This window comes from Streptomyces sp. R818 (assembly GCF_056172735.1).
In genome coordinates this window covers 41,849-62,678 of record NZ_JAOCNE010000007.1, presented here as the reverse complement: position 1 = coordinate 62,678, position 20,830 = coordinate 41,849, and the positions used below count along the sequence as shown (strand labels likewise).

Here is a 20,830-nt window from a genome sequence, read left to right as displayed (position 1 = left end):
CACCGGCAAGCTCGGCACGGCCGACAGCGACGGCCGTGGCGGTGAGCTCGGCCAACTCCTGCGGACGTTCCCGAAGTCGGACCAGGCCGCCGAGGTAGGCCCCGCCCTGCGCGCCGCCGTCGACAAGCGTGCCGCCGCCCTCTCCGGCGCCGAACCGTGCCGCGCCACCGACGAACTGCGCCGCATCGGCGACACCGCGAAGGCGCTGCCCGAGCCCGCCCCCGCGCAGGTGCGAGGCTCGGCCGACCGGGCCGTGCGCAACGGCGTCTACGCCTGTGGCATGGACCAGTTCCGGGACCGCGCGTTCGGCGCCGCCCGCAAGACGCTGGCCGACTTCTCCACCACGTACAGGAGCGACCAGCGCCGCGCCCGCGCCCGGCAGGTCGCCATCGCCGCCGAGATCGCCGAGCAGCGCCCCTCCGCCGGACTGCGGCTGCCGCCCGCCCACGCGCCGGGCGGCGCCCGGATGGAGCTGGTGATCAGCAACGACGGGCCGGACCCCGTCGAGATCCTCTACACGGGCCCCGTCACCGGGCGCGTGACCGTCGGCGGCTGCGCCACGTGCTCGACGTACGCGAGCGAGGCCGCGGGCACCGGCGGGGCCTGCAAGGCGAGCGGCAAGAAGTACCCGCGCACGACGCTCAGGCTGCCGGCGGGCACATACCACTTCCTGCACAAGCCGGACGGCGCGGGCGCCTCCGCGCGCAGCCGGGCGGCGGGCAGCGACATCAAGCCCGGGTACACCTACACGCAGTGCAGTTTCGTGGTGCGGAGCGGCCTCGGCGCGGATCTCTGACGGGTCGGCGCGGGGGAGGCCCATTTTTCGGGCGCCCGGTACCCGCATCGGAGCGCACGCGTTGCCGGGCCCGGAAGGCGGCCGTAGATTCGCGGAATTCCACACGGGGGCACGGGGAAGCGGGCGTGATCGGTCATGGGTCGCTGGGGCGGCGGAAGCGTGGGGCGCGGTGTGCCGGGGGCGGCCGGAGCGGGCGGGAGACGGCTCGGCACCGGCTGGCGGCGGCCCGACCGGGGGCCCCGCGACCGGCGCCGCGACCCGGCGCCGCCGAGCGACAGGCCCGCGCCCGCGCGGAGCTGTGACGCGCGGGGCGGCGGGGGCTCCGACGAGGGGGCCGGGCCGGGGCTGCCGGTAAAGTGATCGGTGCGTCGGCCCCGGTGGCCGGTCGCGCGGCGGTGGGGCCCGCCGCACCCAACCGCGGCACGTACGCCGCCGACGGTCCCTGCTTGCGACGATGTGCGCCCGCGCCGGTTCTGTCGGCGCGGGTGTCCTGCGCGTGGGAGAGGCCCCGTTGAGCAGACCGGAAGAGGCAGAGCCGACGGCATCCGGCGCGCCGGTGCGCGCTGAGTCCGCCGGCCCCGACGCCGAGCCCGTCGAGCCGGTCGGCCCCGATGGCGAACCCGTCGAGCCGGTCGGCCCCGATGCCGAACCCGTCCCGCATCCGGCGCCCGCCGCTGCGCTGTGGCGCGGTCAGGGCCCCGTCATCGCCGTCGTCGCGCTCGGCGGTGCCCTCGGCGCCTGCGCCCGCTACGGGGCCTCGCTCCTCTGGCCGACGGCCACCGGCGCGTTCCCCTGGACGACGCTCGCGGTGAACGCGACCGGCTGCGCGCTGATGGGCGTCCTCATGGTCGTGATCACCGAGAGGCGGGCGCCCCACCGGCTGGTCCGCCCGTTCCTCGGCACCGGCGTCCTCGGCGGCTTCACCACGTTCTCCACGTACGCCGTCGACATCCGGCAGCTGACCGACCTCGGCGAGGCCCGCACCGCGCTCGGCTATCTGGCCCTGACCGTGTGCGTCGCGCTCGCCGCCGTGTGGGCCGGGACCGGGCTGACCCGCCGCCTCGTCGTGGGAGGCGCCCGGTGAACTGGCTGCTCGTCATCGCCGGCGCCATGGTCGGCGCCCCCCTGCGCTACGCCACCGACCGCGCCGTCCAGGCCCGCCACGACACGGCGTTCCCATGGGGCACGTTCACGGTGAACGTCGCGGGCTCGCTCGTCCTCGGCCTGGTCACCGGCGCGGTCGCCGCGGGCGCCGCCTCGTCCCAGCTCCAGCTCCTGCTCGGCACGGGCCTGTGCGGCGCCCTGACCACGTACTCCACGTTCTCCTACGAGACCCTGCGCCTGGCCGGGACCGGTGCCCGCTTCTACGCGGTCCTCAACGTGGCGGGCAGCGTCGCCGCGGGCCTCGGCGCCGCGTTCACGGGGGCGGCGCTGGCCCAGGCGTTCTGGGCCTGACCGCCCCCGGCCGCGCCGCACCTCAGGAGCGGGTGGCCCGCCCGCACGCGTCGTCCTCGCCGGCGCGCATCCGCTTCTCCATCGGGACGCTGCGGTCGTACGGGTCGACGGCCGGGCCGTCCGTGCGCTCGCCGGGGCCGAAGGAGGGCGCGAAGTAGCCGGTGTACGTGCGGTCGCACCCGGTGTTGGTGGTGTCCAGGCTGTTCCGCACGACGGAGAACGTGCCCGCCTTGGTGATGATCTTCTTCGGGTCGTCCCAGCTGATCACGTTCTCGCGGCGCACGATGACCCGCACCACGTCGTCGTCGTTGTCGCCGTCCGCGCGCACCACCGGGTACACGTAAGTGACGTCGGCGGTCACCCTCAGCGCGCCCTTGTCGCCCTCCTCGTAGTAGAGCCGGCCGCGCACCTTCACGACGTCCCCGACGAGCCGCACCTTCGACACGTCGAACCGGCTGAACAGCGTCAGCGGGTTGTTCTTCTCGCTCGGCGTGGCCAGGGCAGTGTCCAGCCTCTCCCGTTCCTCCGGCTGCTCCGGGTTGATGTACGCGAGGGCCTTCTCGGGCCGTGCGCCGGCCAGCACCGCCGGGTCGAGACTGGACGCCACGAGGAAGGCCTTGGTCTTCGCCAGCGCCCCGGCGACCTGCGTCCGGTTCATCCATCCGGTGGCATCGGCCGCGGGCACCTCGATCCCGGCGGCCCCGTCGGCCCAGTGCGCGGCGGGCGACCCCTTGAACGGCTGGGCCACGGTGGCCTCGGCCTGCCCGCCCCGGTCGTCGTTCCCGCCGCCGGGCCAGCCCGGTACCAGGCCCGGGTTCAGCGCCACGAACACCGCCGCCAGGGCGACGGCGAGACCGACCACGTACCGGAGCCGCTTGCGCGGCCGGGGCGGGGTGTGCGTCCGCCACCCCTCCGGCGGACGGTCCTGCTCCTGGAGCCGCCGCGTCACCATGCGGGCGCGCGCCGACGGCTCCTTCGGCGCGTCCGGGACACCCTCCTCGGACTCCCGGAGGAAGCGCTCCCAATCCTCGTCCGACATGGACGAACTGTGCTGATCCCCACCCGAACTCACGTTGCGCCGCTCCAGTCGCTCCGTACGCATCGATCATGCTGAGCGGCGTCCGCACCTCCCCTGGGCGGTCGCCGCCCAGCATGATCGCACAAGCGTTCCCGGTGCGGGTCCGGTGCAGCGACCCGGGCGGCGCGGCACCCGGTGTGTGCGTCAGCGCCGGACGCGTCGGTGCGCTTGGATCGGTGAGGATGTGACCAGCGGCGATGTGGGAAAGGTGGCCGAGACCGTGGACGAGGACGAGGGAGAGCCGAACGACGGCGCGGCGGCGCGGGAGGAGCCCGAGCAGCAGAGCCTGTTCGGCTGGCAGGACCTCGCACCGGAGCGGCCCGAGCCCGCGCACGGCTCGTTCCGCGACAGCCCGCAGGCGCGCCGGATGCTCGACGTGCGCGAGGTCTACGCCGAACCCGCCGCGCTCGCCTCACCGCGCGGGCAGCAGATCATGGGCCGGCTGCGGCCCGACGTGACGGTGATCGAGGTCGCGAGCCACTGGCGCATCCCCGCCCTGCACGGCAACGACGGCAACATCGACCGCTGGGTCCGCATCAAGACCGAGACGCTCGTCCTCGGCGTCAAGTCCACGCTGACCACCCGCGTCAACGGCCGCTCGGCGGACTGGATCGCGCCGGGACCCTCCAACGGCTGCGCGATGTCCTGCGCCTACTGCTACGTCCCGCGCCGCAAGGGGTTCGCCAACCCCATCACCCTCTTCACCAACATCGAGGCGATCGTCGCCCACGTACGGCGCCACGTCCGCGCCCAGGGCCCCAAGCCGGAACCCAACCAGTGCGATCCGGCGGCCTGGGTCTACGACATCGGCGAGAACGGCGACTGCTCCGTCGACGCGCTGGTCAGCGACAACACGGCCGACCTGATCGCCGCGTTCCGCACCATGCCCACCGCCAAGGCGTCCTTCGCGACCAAGTTCGTCAACCCCGACCTGCTCGCCCTCGACCCCCAGGGCCGCACCCGCGTCCGCTTCTCCGTCATGCCGCCGGACGACGCCCGCCTCCTCGACATCCGCACCACCCCCGTCCCCGAACGCATCGCCGCCGCACCCGACTTCCTCGACGCGGGCTACGAGGTCCACTTCAACCTCTCACCGGTCGTGCTGCGCCCCGGCTGGGAACAGGCGTGGGCCGACCTCCTCACCCACCTCGACGACGTGCTGCCCGCCCGCGTCAAGGCCCAGGCGGCGGCGGAGATCATCATGCTCACCCACAACGAGCCCCTCCACGACGTCAACCTCGGCTGGCACCCCCGCGCCGAGGACCTCCTCTGGCAACCCGGCATCCAGGAGACGAAGCGCTCCCAGAACAACGCCCTCAACGTCCGCTACGCGCTGGACGTCAAACGCCAGGCGCTGGCGCGGCTACGGGAGTTGGTGGGGGAGCGGGCGCCCTGGCTGCGGATCAGGTACGCGTTCTGAGCGGTGCCGGACCCGCCCCGAACTCCTGTCGCAAAGCGTTTCCGGCCAATCTCGCGAGTACGTCAAATGGCGTGGACCGGCTCTCTCCGGATGCCTTCTACTGGGATCACGTTCGGCAGCGCCTTGCGGGGAGCACGGGGGAGGTCCGCACATGTCAGGGGAGCTGGAACAGCGCTGGGTCATCGCGCTGGACATCGAGAGGTTCAGCCCGCGCCGGGATCCGGTGCAGCGGCGCGTCCGGGCCGCGATGTACCGCGTGCTCGACGCGGCGATGGAGCGTGCCGGGCTCGCGGCGACGGACACCGTGTCCGAGGACCGCGGCGACGGTGTGCTCATGCTCGTCCGCTCGTCGGTGTCACCCGTGCTCATCGCCGGGCCGTTCGTGCGCGAACTCGACGAAGGGCTCGGCGAGTACGCCCAGGAGGCCAACGAGGAGCACGCGGTCAGACTGCGGATGGCCCTGCACCAGGGGCCGATGACAAGGGACGCGCGCGGGTGGTCGGGCGACGCGGTCAACACCGCCTGCCGGATCGTCGACGCCCAGGCCCTCCGTGACGTCCTGGACGCGGCCCCCTCGGCCCGGATGGCGTTCGCCGTGTCGGACGACATCCACCGCACGGTGATCCGGCACGGCCACCGGGGGATCGACCCGGCGGCGTACCTGCCGTCCGGCCTCACCACCAAGCACGGCGAGACGCTCACCACCTGGATCACCGTTCCCGGCCACGCGGCCCCTCCGGGGCTGCCGCCCGCCACGGACGGGCGGCGGAGCACTTCGGACGAGCAGCCGAGCGCCTCAGACGGCCGGCCCTGCGGTGACCGGCCCTCCGTCGCGCAGCCCTCCGTCGTGCAGCACGCGCAGACCGTGCAGGGCGACCAGGTCGCCGGATCCAAACAGGTGACCGTGCACAACACAGGGAACGTGCGGCTGTGACGGCAGCCGCGGCGCCAGGACCCCCGGCCGCCGGTGATCCAGGGGGGAGCCAGCCGGCGGCCGGGTCCGGGGGGCCCGGGGCGGGCGGTGCGTCCGCACCGCCCGCCCCGGGGGCCGGTCAGGAACCGGCGGGGGGCGGACAGGGCGGCCAGCCGCCCGCGCAGCCGCCGGCCGAGGGAGGGGGCGGCCCGGAGAGCCCGCCCCCGCAGTCCGGGCCGGGCGCCGAGTCCTATGAGGCGACCGGCCAGCGGGGGCAGGGGTCGCAGCGGCGCGGGCTGCTGCAGAACGCCGCCGCCAACGTCGAGGGTGACATGGTGGGAGGCGACAAGTACGTCGTGGTGCTCGGCGGCCACCGGCGCAAGCTGCGGGCGCTCTCCCCGCTCATCGCGGAACGGATCCGGTTCGCCTACTGCGCGCCCGCCGACCTGCCGGACGTCCGGGACGCGCTCACCCGCCAGCGGCTGCTGATCCTGCGCTCGGCGGCCGGGTACGGAAAGTCCGCCATGGCCGTACGGCTGCTGCTCGGCTCCTGCCGGGGCGCGGTCTACCACCTGGACAGCGGCGTCGACTTCGGCTCGCTGGCCGAGCAGCTGGAGAACGACAGCGGGGCCATCGAGCGCGGCGCCGGCTTCCTCCTCGAACAGCCCGAGGACATCGGGAACCTCGGCCGGGAGACCTACGAGAAGGTGCAGGGAGCGCTGGAGCAGGCGGACGCCTGGATGGTCGTCACGGCGGCGTCCGGCGACCTCGCCGACGGCGAACTGCTCACCGGTGTACGGGATCTGACGGACGCGCCGCAGCCCTGGGAGGTCGTGCGGGCCCACCTGCGCTGGCGGCTCGGGGAGCGCGACGCCGACCGGCTGCTGGCCCGCGAGGACGTGCGCGACATGATCGCGGAGCTGGTGGGCGGCGTCCCGGCCTGCCGGCAGGCCGGTGACCTGGCCGCCGCGATGAGCGAACAGTACGACCTGTACGGCGCCATCGACCTGGACCGGCTGCGCGAACGCCGGGCACGCCTGGAGGCGGAGGACTTCGAGATCTGGGCCGAGAGCCTGCCGGACGCGGGCGCACGCAGCTTCGCGCTCGCCCTGGCGGTGCTCAACGGCCTGCCCCACGAGGACATCGCCCAAGCCGCCCGTTCCCTGCGCGAGCGCCTCGAGGACGACGCGCCCTACGTCCTGGCGCCGGGGCCGGACGGACGCCCCGTCCGCGCCAAGGACCTGTTCGAGACACCCCGGCGGCGGCAGCTGCGGCACCTGCGCGCCCAGGAGCGGGACAAGCCGGGCGGCGAGCCCGGCAAGATCCTCGAGTACAAGGACCCCGGCTACGCGCGCCGGATGATCCTCCACGCTTGGACCCAGTACGAGATCCAGGGCGAACTCCTCGACTGGCTGTCCGAGTTGGTGGTGCACCCGGCGGAGCAGGTGCGCATCTACGCGGCGGCCTCCGGGCTCGGCGTGCTGGCCGCCGAGGGCTACCGGCACATCGAACGCCGTGTCCTCGTCCCCTGGGCGCGCAGCGACAGCGCGGCGCGCCGCACCGCCGTCGCCTACGCGCTCGCCGTCGCCTGCCGGCACCCCTGGGTGCGGGAGCAGGCGACCGCCCTGGTGGAGGGCTGGTACGCCGACAAGCGACCGCAGCTGCAGGCCGCCGCCGCGCGCGTGCACGGCCTCGGCGCGGTGCCGGGGCGCCCGGTGGAGCAGCTCGCCCGGCTGTTCGCGGTGGACAGCGTGACGGTGGCGGTGGCGGCCGGCTGCGCGCTGGCCGACCTCGTCGCCGACGACCCCGAGGCGGCCGGCTCGGTGCTGCCCATGCTGCGGGACCGGACCGACGACCACCGCTCCGGGCGCGCGGCGGTGCTCGCCTTCCTCATCGTCGCGGCGCAGGTGGTCGTGGAGACGAAGGACGTCGACGCGCGGGCCGCGGTGCCCGAGTGGCCGACACTGCTCTACCTGGCGCACCGGCGGCCCGAACTGCGCTCCTCCTTCGTACGGTTGTGGCGCGCCGCGCTCAACGAGTCCTTCTTCCACGACGAGGCGGAACAGGTCGTGGGCGACTGGGCGAAGCTGGCCGAACGGGACCCCGAACTGCGCGAGATGCTCCGGCTGCTGATCGGTGCCATCGCCCACGGCGACCGGCGTTCGGGCCGCATCCTGCGGGCCTGTGCCGACGACTGGGCGCACCCCGACCGGATCGCCGGGCTGCCGCTGACGGCGGCCATGGTGCACGCACAACTCGACCTGGAAGGGGCGTGAGGATGACCGTCTCCCTGATCCTCAACGAGCGACCGATCTCCCGCAGCCGGATCGGCGAGCTGCCCCAGCTGCCGCCCGCGGTGGCGGTCGTCTACCCGGTGGAGGGCGGACCCTTCGAGGTCGAGACCGTCCGCACCTTCGGGCAGCGCTGGCTCGGCCGGAACCGCGCCTGCTACGTCGTCGACCTCAGCGACCACAGACGCCAGGCGTCCGTCAGCAGAACACCGCTGACCTGCAAGGACGGCGGCCACCGCTTCCAGGCCACGATCGACATCGGTTTCCGGGTGCACGACCCGGCGATGGTGGTGGCCAGGAACGTACGGGACGCGCTGACGGTCGTCTACGGATACCTCACCGACCGCATCCGGCTGCGGGCCGCGCAGTTCGCGATCACCGAGGCCATGGCGGCGCAGCTCGCCGTCAACCAGGAGCTGGACCGGCAGATCCAGCTCCCCGAGGGCATCACCATCTACTACTGCAAGGTCCAGATGGAGCCCGACGAGGCCGCGGCCCGGCACATCCAGGCCATGGAGGAGTCGCGGCGCCGGGCCCGGCTCGGTGCGCACGCGCACGAGGCCAGACGCTCGGAGACCTACTCCGACGAGGACATCGAGGACATCAGGGCGGCCGGCCGCAGGCGCAGGCAGGCGGAGGAGCGGGCCACGCTCGCGGACACCCGGCTCGACCTGGAGCACCTCGTCCGCGAGCATCTGGTCCGCCATCCCGAGGAGGCCGCGCACGCCCTCGAACTGCTCGCGCGGGTCCGGGAGACCGAGGCCACCCAGCACGAGATCCGGGACCAGCGCCACGCCGAGATGGTCAAGTACCTCATCGAGCGCGGCGTCGTGCGCGAGGTCGACCTGCCCGGCCTGCGCCAGGGTGTGCTCGGCCCGACCACTCCGGGCACCGGAGTCGCGGGCGTCCTCGAGCGGCCCGACGCCGGGCGCCCGGCCTCCTTCACCTCCGGGGTGGCGCCCGGCGGCCCCGACTACGCCGCGTCCGCGCCCGCGGCGGCGCAGGGCGGTCCCGTGCAGTGGGGCGGCAGCGCCCCGCAGCCCGCCGTCGCGCCGCCGAACGGACTGATCCCGGTCTACGTCGTCCTGGACACCTCCCAGGCCGCGGCCGGCTGCGTCACCGACCTGGGCAACGCGCTCCGCTCGGTCCAGACCCTCCTGGCCAACAGCCCCGACGTGGCGGCGGCCGTCCGGCTCTCGGTGCTCACCTACGCCGACGAGGCCGACGTCGTGCTGCCGCTCACCGAGGTCTCCTGGCGCACCGGCGTCCCGGGGCTCGGCACGGCGCCGGGCTGCCGCTACCGGCCGGTGCTGCGGCGCCTCCTCGACCTGGTGCCGCTGGAGACGGAGCGGCTGAAGGAGCAGGTGCCCCGGGTACTGCGCCCCGTCGTGTTCTTCCTGGCCGTCGGCCAGGCCGAGGACGACGCCGAATGGCCGGAGGCGCACGCCGAGCTGCTGGCGCACAAGTACTTCCCGCACGTCGTGGCGTGCGGCATCACGGCGGACCGGGCCCGGGCCGTGCGGCGCCTCGCCTCCCGGCCCGAACTGGCAGTCGTCGCCGTCGAGGGCGCGGAACCCGCGCAGTCGGTGGTGCAGTTCTCCGTCCTGTTGCAGCAGACGCTGCTGCATCTCGGCCGGAGCGCGATCGTGGGCGGCATGGAGCTGAGACTCGACTGTCCGCCGGGCCTCCGGCCCGTCACGCAAGAGCAGTAGTGCGGTTGCACAACAGAGGGGGATGAGTGGGATGGCCGAGACACTCGGACAGTTGCTGCCGGTGTACGTCCTCGCCGACGAATCGGGCTCCATGGCGAGCTACGTCGGCGACCTCAACGAAGGAATGAAGTCGCTGCACGTCGCGCTCCTGGGGGAGCCGATGGCCGCCGCCAAGGTGCGTTTCTCCGTGCTGGGTTTCTCCAACAGCGTCGTGGAGCACCTGGTGCTGGCCGACCTGCGGAGCGAGAACGAACTGCCGCGGCTGTCGGCGGGCGGCGGCACCAACTACGACGCGGCGTTCGCCGCGCTCCTGGAGCGCGTCCCCCAGGACGTGCGCACGCTCAAGTCCCAGGGCTACAAGGTGCTGCGCCCCGCCGTCTTCTTCCTCAGCGACGGCCAGCCGACCTGCGGCGACGAGTGGCGCCAGACACACGGCCGGCTCACGGACCGCACGGTGACCGGCGCGGCGCCCAACGTCATCGCCTTCGGGATCGGCGGGGCACGCGCCGAGACGATCCTGGCCGTGGCGACGCAGCAGAAGTTCGCGTTCATCTCGATCCCGGGCGCCCAACTCGGCGACGCCATCGCGAAGTTCTTCACAGCACTCACCAAGAGCGTGGTCGAGTCGGCCAACGCCCTGGCCGCCGGCCAGCAGGCCGAGCTGGCGGTGGAGAGGCCGGAGGGCTTCCGGCTCGCGATCGACGAGGTCTGACGGTGGACAAGTGGCTGCCCCGCCGGCGGAGCAAGAGCCCGGAAGACGAGCAGCGGGCCACGCCCGAGCCGCCGGACGCCGGCACGGCGGACGCCGCCGGCGGACGGGCCCCCGACCCGCACCGGACGGGGGAGCCGCATCCGCCCGCGCCGAGCCCGCCCGCGCCGCACTCGTCCGCGCCGCACGGGGGCGGTGCGGCACCGTCGCCCGCCGCGCACATCCCGGGGTACGCGGTGCCCGATTACCGGGTCGCGGAGTACGTCCCGCCCGCGTACGACGGCCCGGCCCTGGAACCCCCTGCGCCCTCCGGCCCCGGACAGCGGACGGCCCCGCCCCCCGCGCAGGGCACGGCGCGGGCCCCCGGCGCGGACCCGCGGGATCCGCGCGTCGCACCGCCGCCGCACACCCCGGCCCCGCGTCAGGCCCCGTCACCACGGCACGCGGCGCCGGGACCACCGGACACCGGGGCCGACCGGCCCGCGGCGGCCGCCCCGGGCGGCGCGAACCGGTTCCGCAGGGTCGTGCTGGGGGCGCCCACCGCGCAGGTGGAGCCCAAACCGCCGCCCGGCGACCCCTATCGTCCCGACACCCTCTTCGACGGGTGGTCGAGCCCGGAGCTGACCGTGCGGCTGGCCTCCGTCCGGGGGGACCAGCACCGCTTCGACGGGCGGCCACGCCAGGACGACGTGGTCGTCGCCTGGCACGAGCCGTCGGCCACGGTCGTCTTCGCCGTCGCCGACGGCGTCTCGGCGGCAGCGCAGTCGCACGTGGGCGCGGCGCTGGTCTGCCGCACGGCGGTCAACGACCTCATGGTGCAGCTCGGCGAGGAGCGCTCCGCCCCCGACTGGACCCGGGTGCTGCAGGCGGCCCGGTACCAGTTGCTCATGCGGGTGGCCCGCGGCCGGGAACCCGACGAGCGGGATCTGGCCGAGGCCGGCCGGACCCTGGCGACGACCCTGGTCGCGGGCACGGTCGCACCGGCCGAGGGCGGCGGGATGCACGTGACGCTGGTGCACGTCGGGGACTCCTCGGCCTGGTGCCTGCACCAAGGGCGGTTCAACCCGCTGCTCAGCGACAAGAACAGCCGCCCGGGCGACATCACCAGCAACGCCGTGGCCGCGCTGCCGCGCCTGTCGACCGGTTCCCGTCCGGTGTCGTACACGCTGCCCGCCGACGGCGTCCTGCTGGTCGGCACCGACGGTTTCGGCGATCCGCTCGGTGACGGTTCCGGCGTGGTGGGCGAGCTGTTCGCGCAGCTGGCGGTGCGCCCGCCGGAACCACGGGAGCTGGCCCCTCTGCTGGACTTCTCGCGGGAGACGTTCGACGACGACCGCACCCTGCTCGCCGTCTGGCCCCGGCACCGGCTCCGCGGCGGCACCCCGTGAGCGGGCCCGGGGCGGTCCGGATCGCCCGCGCGGACCTGGTGCTCGGCGGGGAGCTGGGAGGCGGCGGACAGGGCACGGTCCGCGCGGTCGAGAAGCGGCTGATCAACAAGGCCTGGCCGGTGGTGTACAAGGAGTACAAGCCGGACGCCCAGCGGCAGTTGCGGACCGACGCGCTCGAACGGATGGTGGCCTTCCTGCCGGAACGGCCGCCGACGGTGGCGCAATGGCTGGCCGAGCACACGGCCTGGCCCGCGGCGCTGGTGACCGAGGGGCCGCACGTTCGCGGCTTCCTGATGCGGCAGATCCCGGACGAGTTCTTCCTCACCATGCCGTCGGGCGACAGGAAGACGGCGGGCTTCGAGTTCCTGCTCAACTCGCTGACGTACGTGGACAAGATGGTGGGGAGCGTGACCCCGCGCCAGGTCTTCGGTCTGCTGCTCGCCTTCGCCGACATCCTGGAACGGCTGCACGGCCTCGGTGTGGTCGCCGGTGACCTCTCCCCGAAGAACCTGCTGTTCTCGCTGTCCGGGCCGCGGCCCGGCTGCTTCCTCATCGACTGCGACGCCATGGGCCTCGCCGGCGACTGGGTCCTCAAGCCCGTACAGACGCCCGGCTGGCATCTGCCCGACGGCGAGGCGCCGGAGACACCGGAGGGCGACTGCTACAAGTTCGCGCTGCTCGCGGTGCGGCTCTTCCTGCACGAGCAGCACGGGCAGGACCTCGCTCCGCTGCGCCGGATGGACAGGGCCGTGGCCGAGCTGGCCGAGCGGGGGCTGAGCCGGACGCCCGCCGACCGGCCCGCCCTCGGCGACTGGCTCGATCCCCTGCGCCGCGCCTTCGACAGCGCTCCCGTGACCTGGCCGGCCGCGGCGAAGGCGGCGCGGCCGACGGTGACTGCGGCGACAACGGCGACAACGGCGGCGACGACGACGGCGGCAACGGCGACGACAGCGTCGAGGGCCACCGTGCCGGCCGCGGGCCGGCGAGTGCCCCGCACCCCGGCCGGCGGCCCGCTGGGGACCACCGTCGGCGCCCGCCCCGCGCCGCCGCGGCCCTCCCGCCCGGCCGGCCCTCCCCGCGGCACACCCGGACGCGGCTCCTCGTCGAGCCGGGTGGCCGCCGCCGTGGTCTGGGTCGTGCTGGCCGTCATCGCCTTCGCCGGCTGGCAGATCGTGACGGCGCTGGACCTCGGGGGCAGCGACAGCGGCAGTGGCAGCGGCATCAGCGGGGAGAGCGGCAGCGGCGACGCGGGCCCGTCCCCGAGCGCGTCCACGGACACGCGCGAGGAGCAGGCCCAGGCCCTGGACACGCTCCTCGCGCGGAACGCCGACCGGCGCAGCGGGGTCTCCGACGCCGTGCAGTCGATGATGAACTGCGACGACCTCCAGGGGAGCCGGCAGGTCTTCGCGGAAGCGGCCGAGGCACGGGCCGCTCTGGTCGGGGAACTGGACGCGCTCTCCCTGGACCGGCTCTCCGCCGGTCTGGCGTCGGCCCTGCGCGACGCCTGGCGGAGCTCGGAGCGGGCCGACCGGGCCTACGTACGGATCGTCGACGACGTGTCGGGCAACTGCTCGTCCTCCGCCGTCACGGGAGCGGGCGCCTGGCAGGACGCGGCGTCGGCCAGCGCCGATGCCACGGCGGCGAAGAAGGACTTCGTCGCCGGATGGAACCCCGTCGCGCGGGAGTACGGCCTGAACACGCTCGCCTGGACCGATCTGTGAGGGGCCGGGCGGCGGTGGTCACCGTCCGGCCGGTCCGCCCTCCCGCACCCGCTTCAGCGCGTCCGTGCTGTGGACGGTCACCTGCGTGCGCCCGGTCGTCACCCACCCCTCGGTGCGCCACTGCTCCAGGACCCGGCTGACGGTCCTGCGGGAGCCGAGGACGAGCCCGGCGAAATCGTCCTGGGACAACGGCAGTCCGATGTCCACGTCGCCCGAGGCGGTGCGTCGGCCGTGCTGAGCGGCCAGGTCGAGCAGCAGCCCGGCCAGGCGCGCGGCGAGCGGATCGGCGCCGGCCGAGGTGCGCTGCCGGTCGGCGTCCCGCAGGCGCGCGGAGAGCATCCGGTGGACGGCGCCGGTGACGACGGGATGGTCGCGGGCCGCCGCCCGGAACGCCTCGGCGGGTATCACCAGGGCCTGGACCGGTGTCAGCGCGGTGAGCGTCGCGGATCTGGGCCCGCCGTCGAGCCCGGCCTGCTCGCCGAGCAGGTCGCCGGGGCCACGCAGGGCGAGTACCGCCTGATACCCGGCGGCGGCGACCGTGGTGACCTTGACGCAACCACGGCCCAGGACGAGGAGATGGTCGCTCAGCTCGTCCTGCCGCACCAGGTGTTCCCGCGTGGTGAACGCGGCCACCCTGCCCGCCTCGCGCAGCGTCCGCCGGGCCGCGTCGTCCAGCAGGTTCCAGAACGGGGTCCGGCTGGGCCCGTGTCTCAGCGGCCCGCTGTCCCGGAAATCCACTGCCACCCCCGCCTCCCGCCCCATCCCGCGGTCAGCCGGTGAGACCCGCGACGGCTATCAGCGCGCATCCGCCCACCGCGGTGAGCAGCGACCGCCGTACGAGCCGCTGTTTGATCCACACGATCCGGCTCATGTCGACCAGCTGCCTGCTCAACGCGGGCAACGGGCCGTGCCGGACGAGCCGTTCGGCGAGCTCGTCCGGGCCGCAGTGCCGGAGGTGGCCGTAGAAGATGAAGTCGTCGGCATGGCCCGAGCGTACGCGGCCCGCGTGGTGGTGGCGGGGCAGAACGGCGAAGACCGCGAGGACGGCGGAGAGCGCGAGCAGCGCGAGGCCGGTCCACAGGGCCGTGTTCGGCGCGATGCCCGAGACATTGCCGAGCCGCTGTCCCGAGCCGGACAGGGCGACCGCTCCCGCGAGGGCCGCGGACTCCATCGCGAGGGCGAAGGACGCCTTGGCGTCCACGGTGCGCGTCCACTCGGTGAGGACGGAGTGCACTTGCCAGGCGGTCTTGGTCGCTTCCTCGCGGGTCACCGGATCACCGTCGGACACGGCGCGCACCCTCCTCGTGGTTCGGCGGACGTGAGCGCCTGGCCGGCGCAGGGGGTGGCTACCCGCGCGCCGGCTCGCGCAACCTCGGTGACGTGCCGCACGGAGGCCGCGCGACGGACTCGGAGCCCGCTACCGTCCCCCCATGACGACGACGAAGCCGATGTCCGCTCGCGCCCTCGGCAGGGCCACCCTGGAGCGCCAACTGCTGCTCGCGCGCGCCCCGTTGAGCGTGACGGACGCCGTCGCCCACCTCGTCGGGCTGCAGGCGCAGGAGGTCCGGCCGCCGTACGTCACGCTCGCCGCGCGGCTAGGGCCTGTCTGACAATTCCCGTCTGCCCCGCGACGCCTGGCACGCTCCCCCAGCCTGCGGCCGGGGGACCCCCACTCGCCGCACCGGGCACAGGCCAAGTACGTCCAGTACGAGGCCTTGCACCCGGCACTCCCCCAGCCTCGGCCACCCCAGAGCACGCACCAGACGCGGGGGCCGCCCTCCGGGCGACGACGGGATTTGACGACAGGCCCTAGCGGCGGCCGGGCGGGCCGGACGAGGGAGGAGTCAGCAGCAGCCCCGCCCGCCGCGCCGCCACCACCGCCTCGCCCCGCGTGTGCGCGCCCAGCTTCCGCATGGCGGCGCGGAGGTAGCCCTTGACGGTCTCGGGGCGGAGACCGAGGCGTTCGGCCGCCGCCGCGTTCGTCGCGCCCGCCGCCACGCACACCAGGACGTCCACCTCGCGCGGGGCGAGCACCGGCGCCGCCTCCCGGGCCGGCGGGGCCGACGCCGACGCCAGTCGCCCGCACACGGCGAGCAGTTCTGCCCGCAGCGCCGGGTCGACGATCCGCGGGGCGAGCGCTCGCAGCGCCCCGTGCGCCTCGCGGACCTCCTCCCACGCCCCTGCGCCCTCGCCGACCGGCGCACTCGCCGCCGCGAGCAGGGCCCGTGCCTCGTCCCGTACGACCAGCGCCTGCTCCACGTCGCGGGCGGCCATCACGGCCGCGTTCAGCACCCGGTCGCCCAGCGGCTGGGCCGAGCGCAGGGCCCCGTAGAGCACGCCGCGCACCCGGCGTCGTACGACCACGGGGACCGCGAGGACCGAGCGCAGGCCCTCCGCGCCGACGGCGGCGTCGTACTCGTGGCTGATGTGGCGCGAGTCGTGGTAATCGGTGACCGCGCACGCCCTGGCCAGGGAGAGCGTCTTGCCGCCCAGGCCGTTGCCCGCCGACACGGCGAGGCCGCGCAGCGCGTTCGTCGCCGCGCCGCTCAGCTCGGCGATGCGGACCTGGCCCGCGCTCGGCGTGAGCCCGCCGAACGCCACGGGGAGGCCCGTGCCCCGGCGCAGCCGGACCAGCGCCGCCCGCACCTCGACCGCCTCGGCGGCTTCCGCTGTCACCTTCGCTCTCCTCGCCCCGGACCCGGACACCCCCGTTCGGGGGTGGTGAGACCCGCGTCACGCCGTACACGATGGCAGACACGGTCGCGCCGGACCAGGACAGTGCAAGGAGCGCACATGACGACGTCGCAGAGTTCCACCGAGCAGTTCCGCACCGCACGTGACTTCCTCCTTGAACACGCGCACGACTACGAGACGGCGTACGAGGGCTTCGCCTGGCCGCGCCCGGACCGGTTCAACTGGGCCCTCGACTGGTTCGACACCGTCGCCGACGGCAACGACAGGACGGCCCTGCACATCGTCGAGGAGGACGGCGACGACGCCCGCTTCTCCTTCGACACCCTGCGCCGCCGCTCCAACCGGGTGGCCAACTGGCTGCGCGCCCAGGGCGTGGGTCCTGGCGACCGCGTCCTGCTGATGCTCGGCAACCAGGTCGAGCTGTGGGAGACGATGCTGGCCGTGATGAAGCTGCGCGCGGTCGTCATCCCCGCGACGCCGCTGCTCGGCCCCGCCGACCTCACCGACCGCGTGGAGCGCGGCCGCGCCCGGCACGTCGTCGTACGCCCCGAGGACGTCGCCAAGTTCACCGAGGTGCCGGGCGAGTACACCCGGATCGTCGTCGGCGGCGAGGCGCCGGTGGCGGGGTGGCTCGCGTACGAGGACGCCGCCGATGCCCCCGACACCTTCGAGGCCGACGGGGTCACCCTCGCCGACGACCCGCTGCTCCTGTACTTCACGTCGGGCACGACGGCCCGGCCCAAGCTCGTCGAGCACACCCATGTCTCGTACCCGATCGGCCACCTGGCGACGATGTTCTGGATCGGGCTGCGCCCCGGCGACGTGCACCTGAACATCTCCTCGCCCGGCTGGGCCAAGCACGCCTGGTCGAACTTCTTCGCGCCCTGGAACGCGGAGGCGACCGTCTTCCTCTACAACTACACGCGCTTCGACGCGGGCCGGCTGATGGCCGCGATGGACCGCGCGGGCGTCACCTCGTTCTGCGCGCCGCCCACCGTGTGGCGCATGTTGATCCAGGCGGACCTCACCCAGCTCGCCAACCCGCCGCGCGAGGTCGTCGCCGCGGGCGAACCGCTCAACCCCGAGGTCATCGAGCAGGTCAAGCGGGCCTGGGGCATCACCATCCGCGACGGTTTCGGGCAGACCGAGACGGCCGTGCAGGTCTCCAACAGCCCGGGCCAGCCGCTGAAGCCGGGCTCCATGGGGCGGCCGAGCCCCGGCTTCAAGGTCGAGCTCCTCGACCCCGTCACCGGTGAGCCCGGCGCCGCCGAGGGCGAGATCAGCCTCGACCTGGCCGCGCACCCGGTCGGCCTGATGGTCGGCTACCACGGCGACCCGGAGCGCACGGCCGAGGCGATGGCGGGCGGCTACTACCGCACCGGCGACATCGGCTCCAGGGACGCCGAGGGGTACCTCACCTACGTGGGCCGCTCCGACGACGTCTTCAAGGCCAGCGACTACAAGATCAGCCCCTTCGAGCTGGAGAGCGCCCTCCTCGAACACGAGGCCGTCGCCGAGGCCGCCGTCGTGCCCGCCCCCGACGACCTCCGCCTCTCCGTCCCGAAGGCGTACGTCGTCCTCGCCGAGGGGTACGAACCCGGGCCCGACACCGCGAAGCTGCTCTTCGAGCACTCCCGGGCCGTCCTCGCCCCGTACAAGCGGCTGCGCCGCATCGAGTTCGCCGAGCTGCCCAAGACCGTGTCCGGCAAGATCCGCCGCATCGAGCTGCGCGAGCGTACGGCGCAGGGTTCGGCGGGCGAGTACCGCGAGGAGGACTTCCGGTGACCGACAACCTCTCCGATGACCTCTCCTACGCCCACGGCACCAGCGCCACGCCCCTCCTCGGCGACACCATCCCGCGCAACCTGCGCCGCGCCGTCGAGGCCTGGCCGGACCGGGAGGCGCTCGTCGACGTGGTCAGCGGGCGGCGCTGGACCTACGCACAGTTCGACGCCGCCGTCGCCGAGCTGGCGCGCGGGCTGCTCGGCCGGGGCGTCGCCAAGGGCGACCGCGTCGGCATCTGGGCGGTCAACTGCCCCGAGTGGGTCCTCGCCCAGTACGCGACCGCCCGCATCGGCGCGATCATGGTCAACATCAACCCGGCGTACCGGGCGCACGAGCTGGCGTACGTACTGAAGCAGTCCGGCATCTCGGTGCTCATCTCGTCCACGGGCCACAAGGGCACCGACTACCGGGCGCTCGTCCGCCAGGTCGCGCACGAGTGCCCGGAGCTGCGCGAGAAGGTCTTCATCGGCGAGGAGAGCTGGGACGCGCTGGTCGCGGCGGGCACGTCCGTGCCGGACGAGCGGCTCCGCGCGCGTGAAGCCGAGTTGTCCTGCGACGACCCCATCAACATCCAGTACACGTCCGGCACGACCGGCTTCCCGAAGGGCGCCACGCTCTCCCACCACAACATCCTCAACAACGGCTACTGGGTGGGCGAGACGGTCGGCTACACCGAACAGGACCGGGTGTGCCTGCCCGTGCCCTTCTACCACTGCTTCGGCATGGTCATGGGCAACCTCGGCGCCACGTCCCACGGCGCCTGCATCGTCATCCCGGCCCCGTCCTTCGAACCGGCGGCCACCCTGCGCGCCGTGCAGGACGAACGCTGCACGTCCCTGTACGGCGTCCCGACGATGTTCATCGCCGAGCTGAACCTGCCCGACTTCGCCTCCTACGACCTCTCCACCCTGCGCACCGGCATCATGGCGGGCTCGCCGTGCCCCGCCGAGGTGATGAAACGGGTCGTCGCCGAGATGCACATGGCCGAGGTCTCCATCTGCTACGGCATGACCGAGACGTCCCCCGTCTCCCTCCAGACCCGCCGCGACGACGACCTGGAGCGCCGCACCGGCACCGTCGGCCGCGTCCTGCCGCACATCGAGGTCAAGGTGATCGACCCGGTCACCGGCGTCACGCTGCCGCGCGGCGAACCCGGCGAACTCTGCACCCGCGGCTACAGCGTCATGCTCGGCTACTGGAACGACCCCGAGCGCACCGCCGAGGTCGTCGACGCCGGACGCTGGATGCACACCGGCGACCTCGCGGTCCTGCGCGAGGACGGCTACGCGCAGATCGTCGGCCGCATCAAGGACATGATCATCCGCGGCGGCGAGAACATCTACCCGCGCGAGATCGAGGAGTTCCTGTACGGGCATCCGCGCATCGCCGACGTCCAGGTGGTCGGCGTCCCGCACGAGAAGTACGGGGAGGAGGTCCTGGCCTGCGTCATCCTCAAGGACCCGGAGGCCGGGGAGTTCACCCTCGACGCACTCCGCGCTTACTGCCGCGACCGGCTCGCCCACTACAAGGTGCCGACGCGGCTGCGGATCCTCGACTCCTTCCCGATGACGGTGAGCGGCAAGGTCCGGAAGATCGAACTGCGGGAGGGGTACGGGGAGTAGCGGCGCCCGGGTTCTCAGAGGTCCCGGCGCATGCACGTCCTGGGCCAGCGGTCCAGGCCGTGCTCCGCCTCCGCCGCGCGGATCGCGCGCAGTCCCGGCGTCAGGTCGGCGGTCGAGCCGAGGGGGCGGAAGCCGAGACGCTCGTAGTACGGGGCGTTCCACGGCACCTCGGTGAACGTGGTCAGCGTGAGGGCGGACAGGCCCAGCACGCGCGCGTGGTCGGCGGCGTGCTCGATCAGCGCCCGGCCGATGCCGCGCCGGGCGGCGGCCGGGTCCACGGTGACCTGCTCGATGTGGAAGGCGCCGTCGACCGGCTCGCCGACGAGGTACGCGACCACCGCCCCGTCCTCCGCCTCGGCGACCCAGGCGTGCCCGGCGGCGCGGTAGCGCTCCAGCTCCGGCAGCGTGAAGGGCTCGTCGTCGGCGATCGCGGCCATGCCGAGCGGGCGGAAGGCGGCGCCCGCGGCGACCTCGATGGCCTGGAGGCGGGGCAGGTCGGCCGGGGCGGCGCTGCGGAGGATCATCCCGCGATCCTACGGAGACGGATCAGGCGCCGGAGGCGATGAGTTCGTCCGCCGGGCTGTTCACCGGCTGCGGCACCCCGGCGAGGTCGAGGACGAACAGCGGCACGTTCAGCTCGTCGGCGCGGGTGCGGGCCTCGTCCGCGTAGCCCGCGAGGGAGAAGAAGACGGAGGTCGCGGACTCCGTCATGGACTGGAGCCACAGGCACTCCACGTCGCGCACGGTCGGGGGCCGCACCGACGGCTCCACCTGCGCGACGACGCCGCGCGCCGCGAGCCCGATGCCGGACGTGGGGCGCTGGTCGGCGCGGCGCACGTCCCGGTAGCCGAGCCAGCGCAGATAGAGCGCGGCGGCGGTCACCGCGTCGCGTGCGGTGCGGATGGCGACGGGTTCGAACGCGGGCCGCGGCGCGGGCGCCGTCCGCGGCAGCGGTATGTGCGAGGGCGCCGGCGCCTGGTCGCTCTGGACGGGGACGCGCAGGACGGTGCCGCAGTCGCAGCCCAGCTCGGGCCGGGGCCAGCGGTCGCGGCGGCCGCACACCGGGCAGCGCAGGGTGACCCAGTCGTCGGCCCAGGTCCGCTCGCTGACCGGTTCGGCGTCGGCGCCGCGCAGCAGCGGCGGGGCGACGGGGGCGCCGCACGCGCAGGGCAGCACCGCGGGCGTGTAGAGGTGCTCGCGCCGGCAGGCCGGGCACCGTACGCGCACTGGTCCGGCCATGGCTCAC

General features: G+C 74.1%; 17 protein-coding genes and 2 pseudogenes. 13 read left to right on the top strand and 6 right to left on the bottom strand.

The window, feature by feature from the left end; genetic code table 11:
• From N5I75_RS21825 to crcB (N5I75_RS21815), 3 genes and pseudogenes are all read left to right on the top strand, one after another.
• Positions 1–796: pseudogene (locus N5I75_RS21825) on the top strand (hypothetical protein); the annotation flags it as partial.
• Positions 797–1,307: 511 nt separating this feature from the next.
• The gene (gene crcB, locus N5I75_RS21820; RefSeq protein WP_476679665.1) at positions 1,308–1,880 is read left to right on the top strand and encodes a fluoride efflux transporter CrcB; all 573 of its coding nucleotides are present in this window, start codon (positions 1,308–1,310) and stop codon (positions 1,878–1,880) included.
• Complete coding sequence (gene crcB, locus N5I75_RS21815; RefSeq protein ID WP_476679663.1) at positions 1,877–2,251, top strand: fluoride efflux transporter CrcB; 375 nt, start codon at positions 1,877–1,879, stop codon at positions 2,249–2,251. Before crcB (N5I75_RS21820) ends, crcB (N5I75_RS21815) begins: the two co-directional genes overlap by 4 nt.
• 22 nt (positions 2,252–2,273) lie before the next feature.
• On the opposite strand, the gene N5I75_RS21810 is transcribed toward crcB (N5I75_RS21815), so the two are convergent.
• Complete coding sequence (locus N5I75_RS21810; protein WP_476679843.1) at positions 2,274–3,323, bottom strand: hypothetical protein; 1,050 nt, start codon at positions 3,321–3,323, stop codon at positions 2,274–2,276.
• A gap of 292 nt (positions 3,324–3,615) precedes the next feature.
• Between N5I75_RS21810 and N5I75_RS21805 the strand changes: the two genes are divergently transcribed.
• From N5I75_RS21805 to N5I75_RS21775, 7 genes are all read left to right on the top strand, one after another.
• Complete coding sequence (locus tag N5I75_RS21805) at positions 3,616–4,749, top strand: spore photoproduct lyase family protein (RefSeq protein WP_476679841.1); 1,134 nt, start codon at positions 3,616–3,618, stop codon at positions 4,747–4,749.
• A gap of 151 nt (positions 4,750–4,900) precedes the next feature.
• Complete coding sequence (locus N5I75_RS21800; protein WP_476679661.1) at positions 4,901–5,683, top strand: nucleotidyl cyclase domain-containing protein; 783 nt, start codon at positions 4,901–4,903, stop codon at positions 5,681–5,683.
• Positions 5,680–7,938 (top strand): hypothetical protein, encoded by a 2,259-nt coding sequence (locus tag N5I75_RS21795; RefSeq protein ID WP_476679659.1) that lies wholly within the window; start codon positions 5,680–5,682, stop codon positions 7,936–7,938. Before N5I75_RS21800 ends, N5I75_RS21795 begins: the two co-directional genes overlap by 4 nt.
• A gap of 2 nt (positions 7,939–7,940) precedes the next feature.
• Positions 7,941–9,665, top strand: a complete 1,725-nt coding sequence (locus N5I75_RS21790) for a vWA domain-containing protein (protein WP_476679657.1) — start codon at positions 7,941–7,943, stop codon at positions 9,663–9,665.
• Positions 9,666–9,696: 31 nt separating this feature from the next.
• Positions 9,697–10,377, top strand: coding sequence for a vWA domain-containing protein (locus N5I75_RS21785; RefSeq protein ID WP_476679655.1), 681 nt, complete (start codon positions 9,697–9,699; stop codon positions 10,375–10,377).
• A gap of 2 nt (positions 10,378–10,379) precedes the next feature.
• Entirely contained in the window at positions 10,380–11,762 is a 1,383-nt protein-coding gene (locus N5I75_RS21780; protein WP_476679653.1) for a protein phosphatase 2C domain-containing protein, read from the top strand.
• Entirely contained in the window at positions 11,759–13,483 is a 1,725-nt protein-coding gene (locus tag N5I75_RS21775) for a serine/threonine-protein kinase (protein ID WP_476679651.1), read from the top strand. The genes N5I75_RS21780 and N5I75_RS21775 overlap by 4 nt, the downstream gene beginning before the upstream one ends.
• Positions 13,484–13,501: 18 nt before the next feature.
• Here the strand turns inward: N5I75_RS21775 and N5I75_RS21770 are convergent, their stop codons facing one another.
• Together N5I75_RS21770 and N5I75_RS21765 are read right to left on the bottom strand one after the other, a co-directional pair.
• Positions 13,502–14,227: a Crp/Fnr family transcriptional regulator gene (locus tag N5I75_RS21770; protein WP_476679649.1), complete on the bottom strand. Its 726-nt coding sequence runs from the start codon at positions 14,225–14,227 to the stop codon at positions 13,502–13,504.
• A gap of 25 nt (positions 14,228–14,252) precedes the next feature.
• Positions 14,253–14,771 carry a Pycsar system effector family protein gene (locus tag N5I75_RS21765; RefSeq protein WP_476679647.1) on the bottom strand — a complete coding sequence of 173 codons (519 nt, stop codon included), beginning with the start codon at positions 14,769–14,771 and terminating at the stop codon, positions 14,253–14,255.
• 142 nt (positions 14,772–14,913) lie between these two features.
• Here N5I75_RS21765 and N5I75_RS21760 point away from each other — a divergent pair.
• Positions 14,914–15,081, top strand: a pseudogene (locus tag N5I75_RS21760) (winged helix DNA-binding domain-containing protein); the annotation flags it as partial.
• A gap of 211 nt (positions 15,082–15,292) precedes the next feature.
• Here N5I75_RS21760 and N5I75_RS21755 read toward each other — a convergent pair.
• Positions 15,293–16,159 (bottom strand): helix-turn-helix transcriptional regulator, encoded by an 867-nt coding sequence (locus tag N5I75_RS21755; protein WP_476679645.1) that lies wholly within the window; start codon positions 16,157–16,159, stop codon positions 15,293–15,295.
• Between the two features lie 117 nt (positions 16,160–16,276).
• On the opposite strand from N5I75_RS21755, the gene N5I75_RS21750 reads away from it, so the two are divergent.
• Complete coding sequence (locus N5I75_RS21750; RefSeq protein WP_476679643.1) at positions 16,277–17,962, top strand: AMP-binding protein; 1,686 nt, start codon at positions 16,277–16,279, stop codon at positions 17,960–17,962.
• The gene (locus N5I75_RS21745; RefSeq protein WP_476679642.1) at positions 17,959–19,584 is read left to right on the top strand and encodes an AMP-binding protein; all 1,626 of its coding nucleotides are present in this window, start codon (positions 17,959–17,961) and stop codon (positions 19,582–19,584) included. Before N5I75_RS21750 ends, N5I75_RS21745 begins: the two co-directional genes overlap by 4 nt.
• 14 nt (positions 19,585–19,598) lie before the next feature.
• On the opposite strand, the gene N5I75_RS21740 is transcribed toward N5I75_RS21745, so the two are convergent.
• Together N5I75_RS21740 and N5I75_RS21735 are read right to left on the bottom strand one after the other, a co-directional pair.
• Positions 19,599–20,108 (bottom strand): GNAT family N-acetyltransferase, encoded by a 510-nt coding sequence (locus N5I75_RS21740; RefSeq protein ID WP_476679640.1) that lies wholly within the window; start codon positions 20,106–20,108, stop codon positions 19,599–19,601.
• A gap of 22 nt (positions 20,109–20,130) precedes the next feature.
• Entirely contained in the window at positions 20,131–20,823 is a 693-nt protein-coding gene (locus N5I75_RS21735; protein ID WP_476679638.1) for a hypothetical protein, read from the bottom strand.
• Positions 20,824–20,830 lie beyond the last annotated feature (7 nt).

Bases quoted from the DNA above. Each gene is read 5' to 3' on its own strand.
- N5I75_RS21785 (WP_476679655.1), top strand. From the start codon at position 9,697: ATGGCCGAGACACTCGGACAGTTGCTGCCGGTGTACGTCCTCGCCGAC.
- N5I75_RS21800 (WP_476679661.1), top strand. From the start codon at position 4,901: ATGTCAGGGGAGCTGGAACAGCGCTGGGTCATCGCGCTGGACATCGAG.
- N5I75_RS21790 (WP_476679657.1), top strand. From the start codon at position 7,941: ATGACCGTCTCCCTGATCCTCAACGAGCGACCGATCTCCCGCAGCCGG.
- N5I75_RS21735 (WP_476679638.1), bottom strand. From the start codon at position 20,823: ATGGCCGGACCAGTGCGCGTACGGTGCCCGGCCTGCCGGCGCGAGCAC.
- N5I75_RS21750 (WP_476679643.1), top strand. From the start codon at position 16,277: ATGACGACGTCGCAGAGTTCCACCGAGCAGTTCCGCACCGCACGTGAC.
- N5I75_RS21740 (WP_476679640.1), bottom strand. From the start codon at position 20,108: ATGATCCTCCGCAGCGCCGCCCCGGCCGACCTGCCCCGCCTCCAGGCC.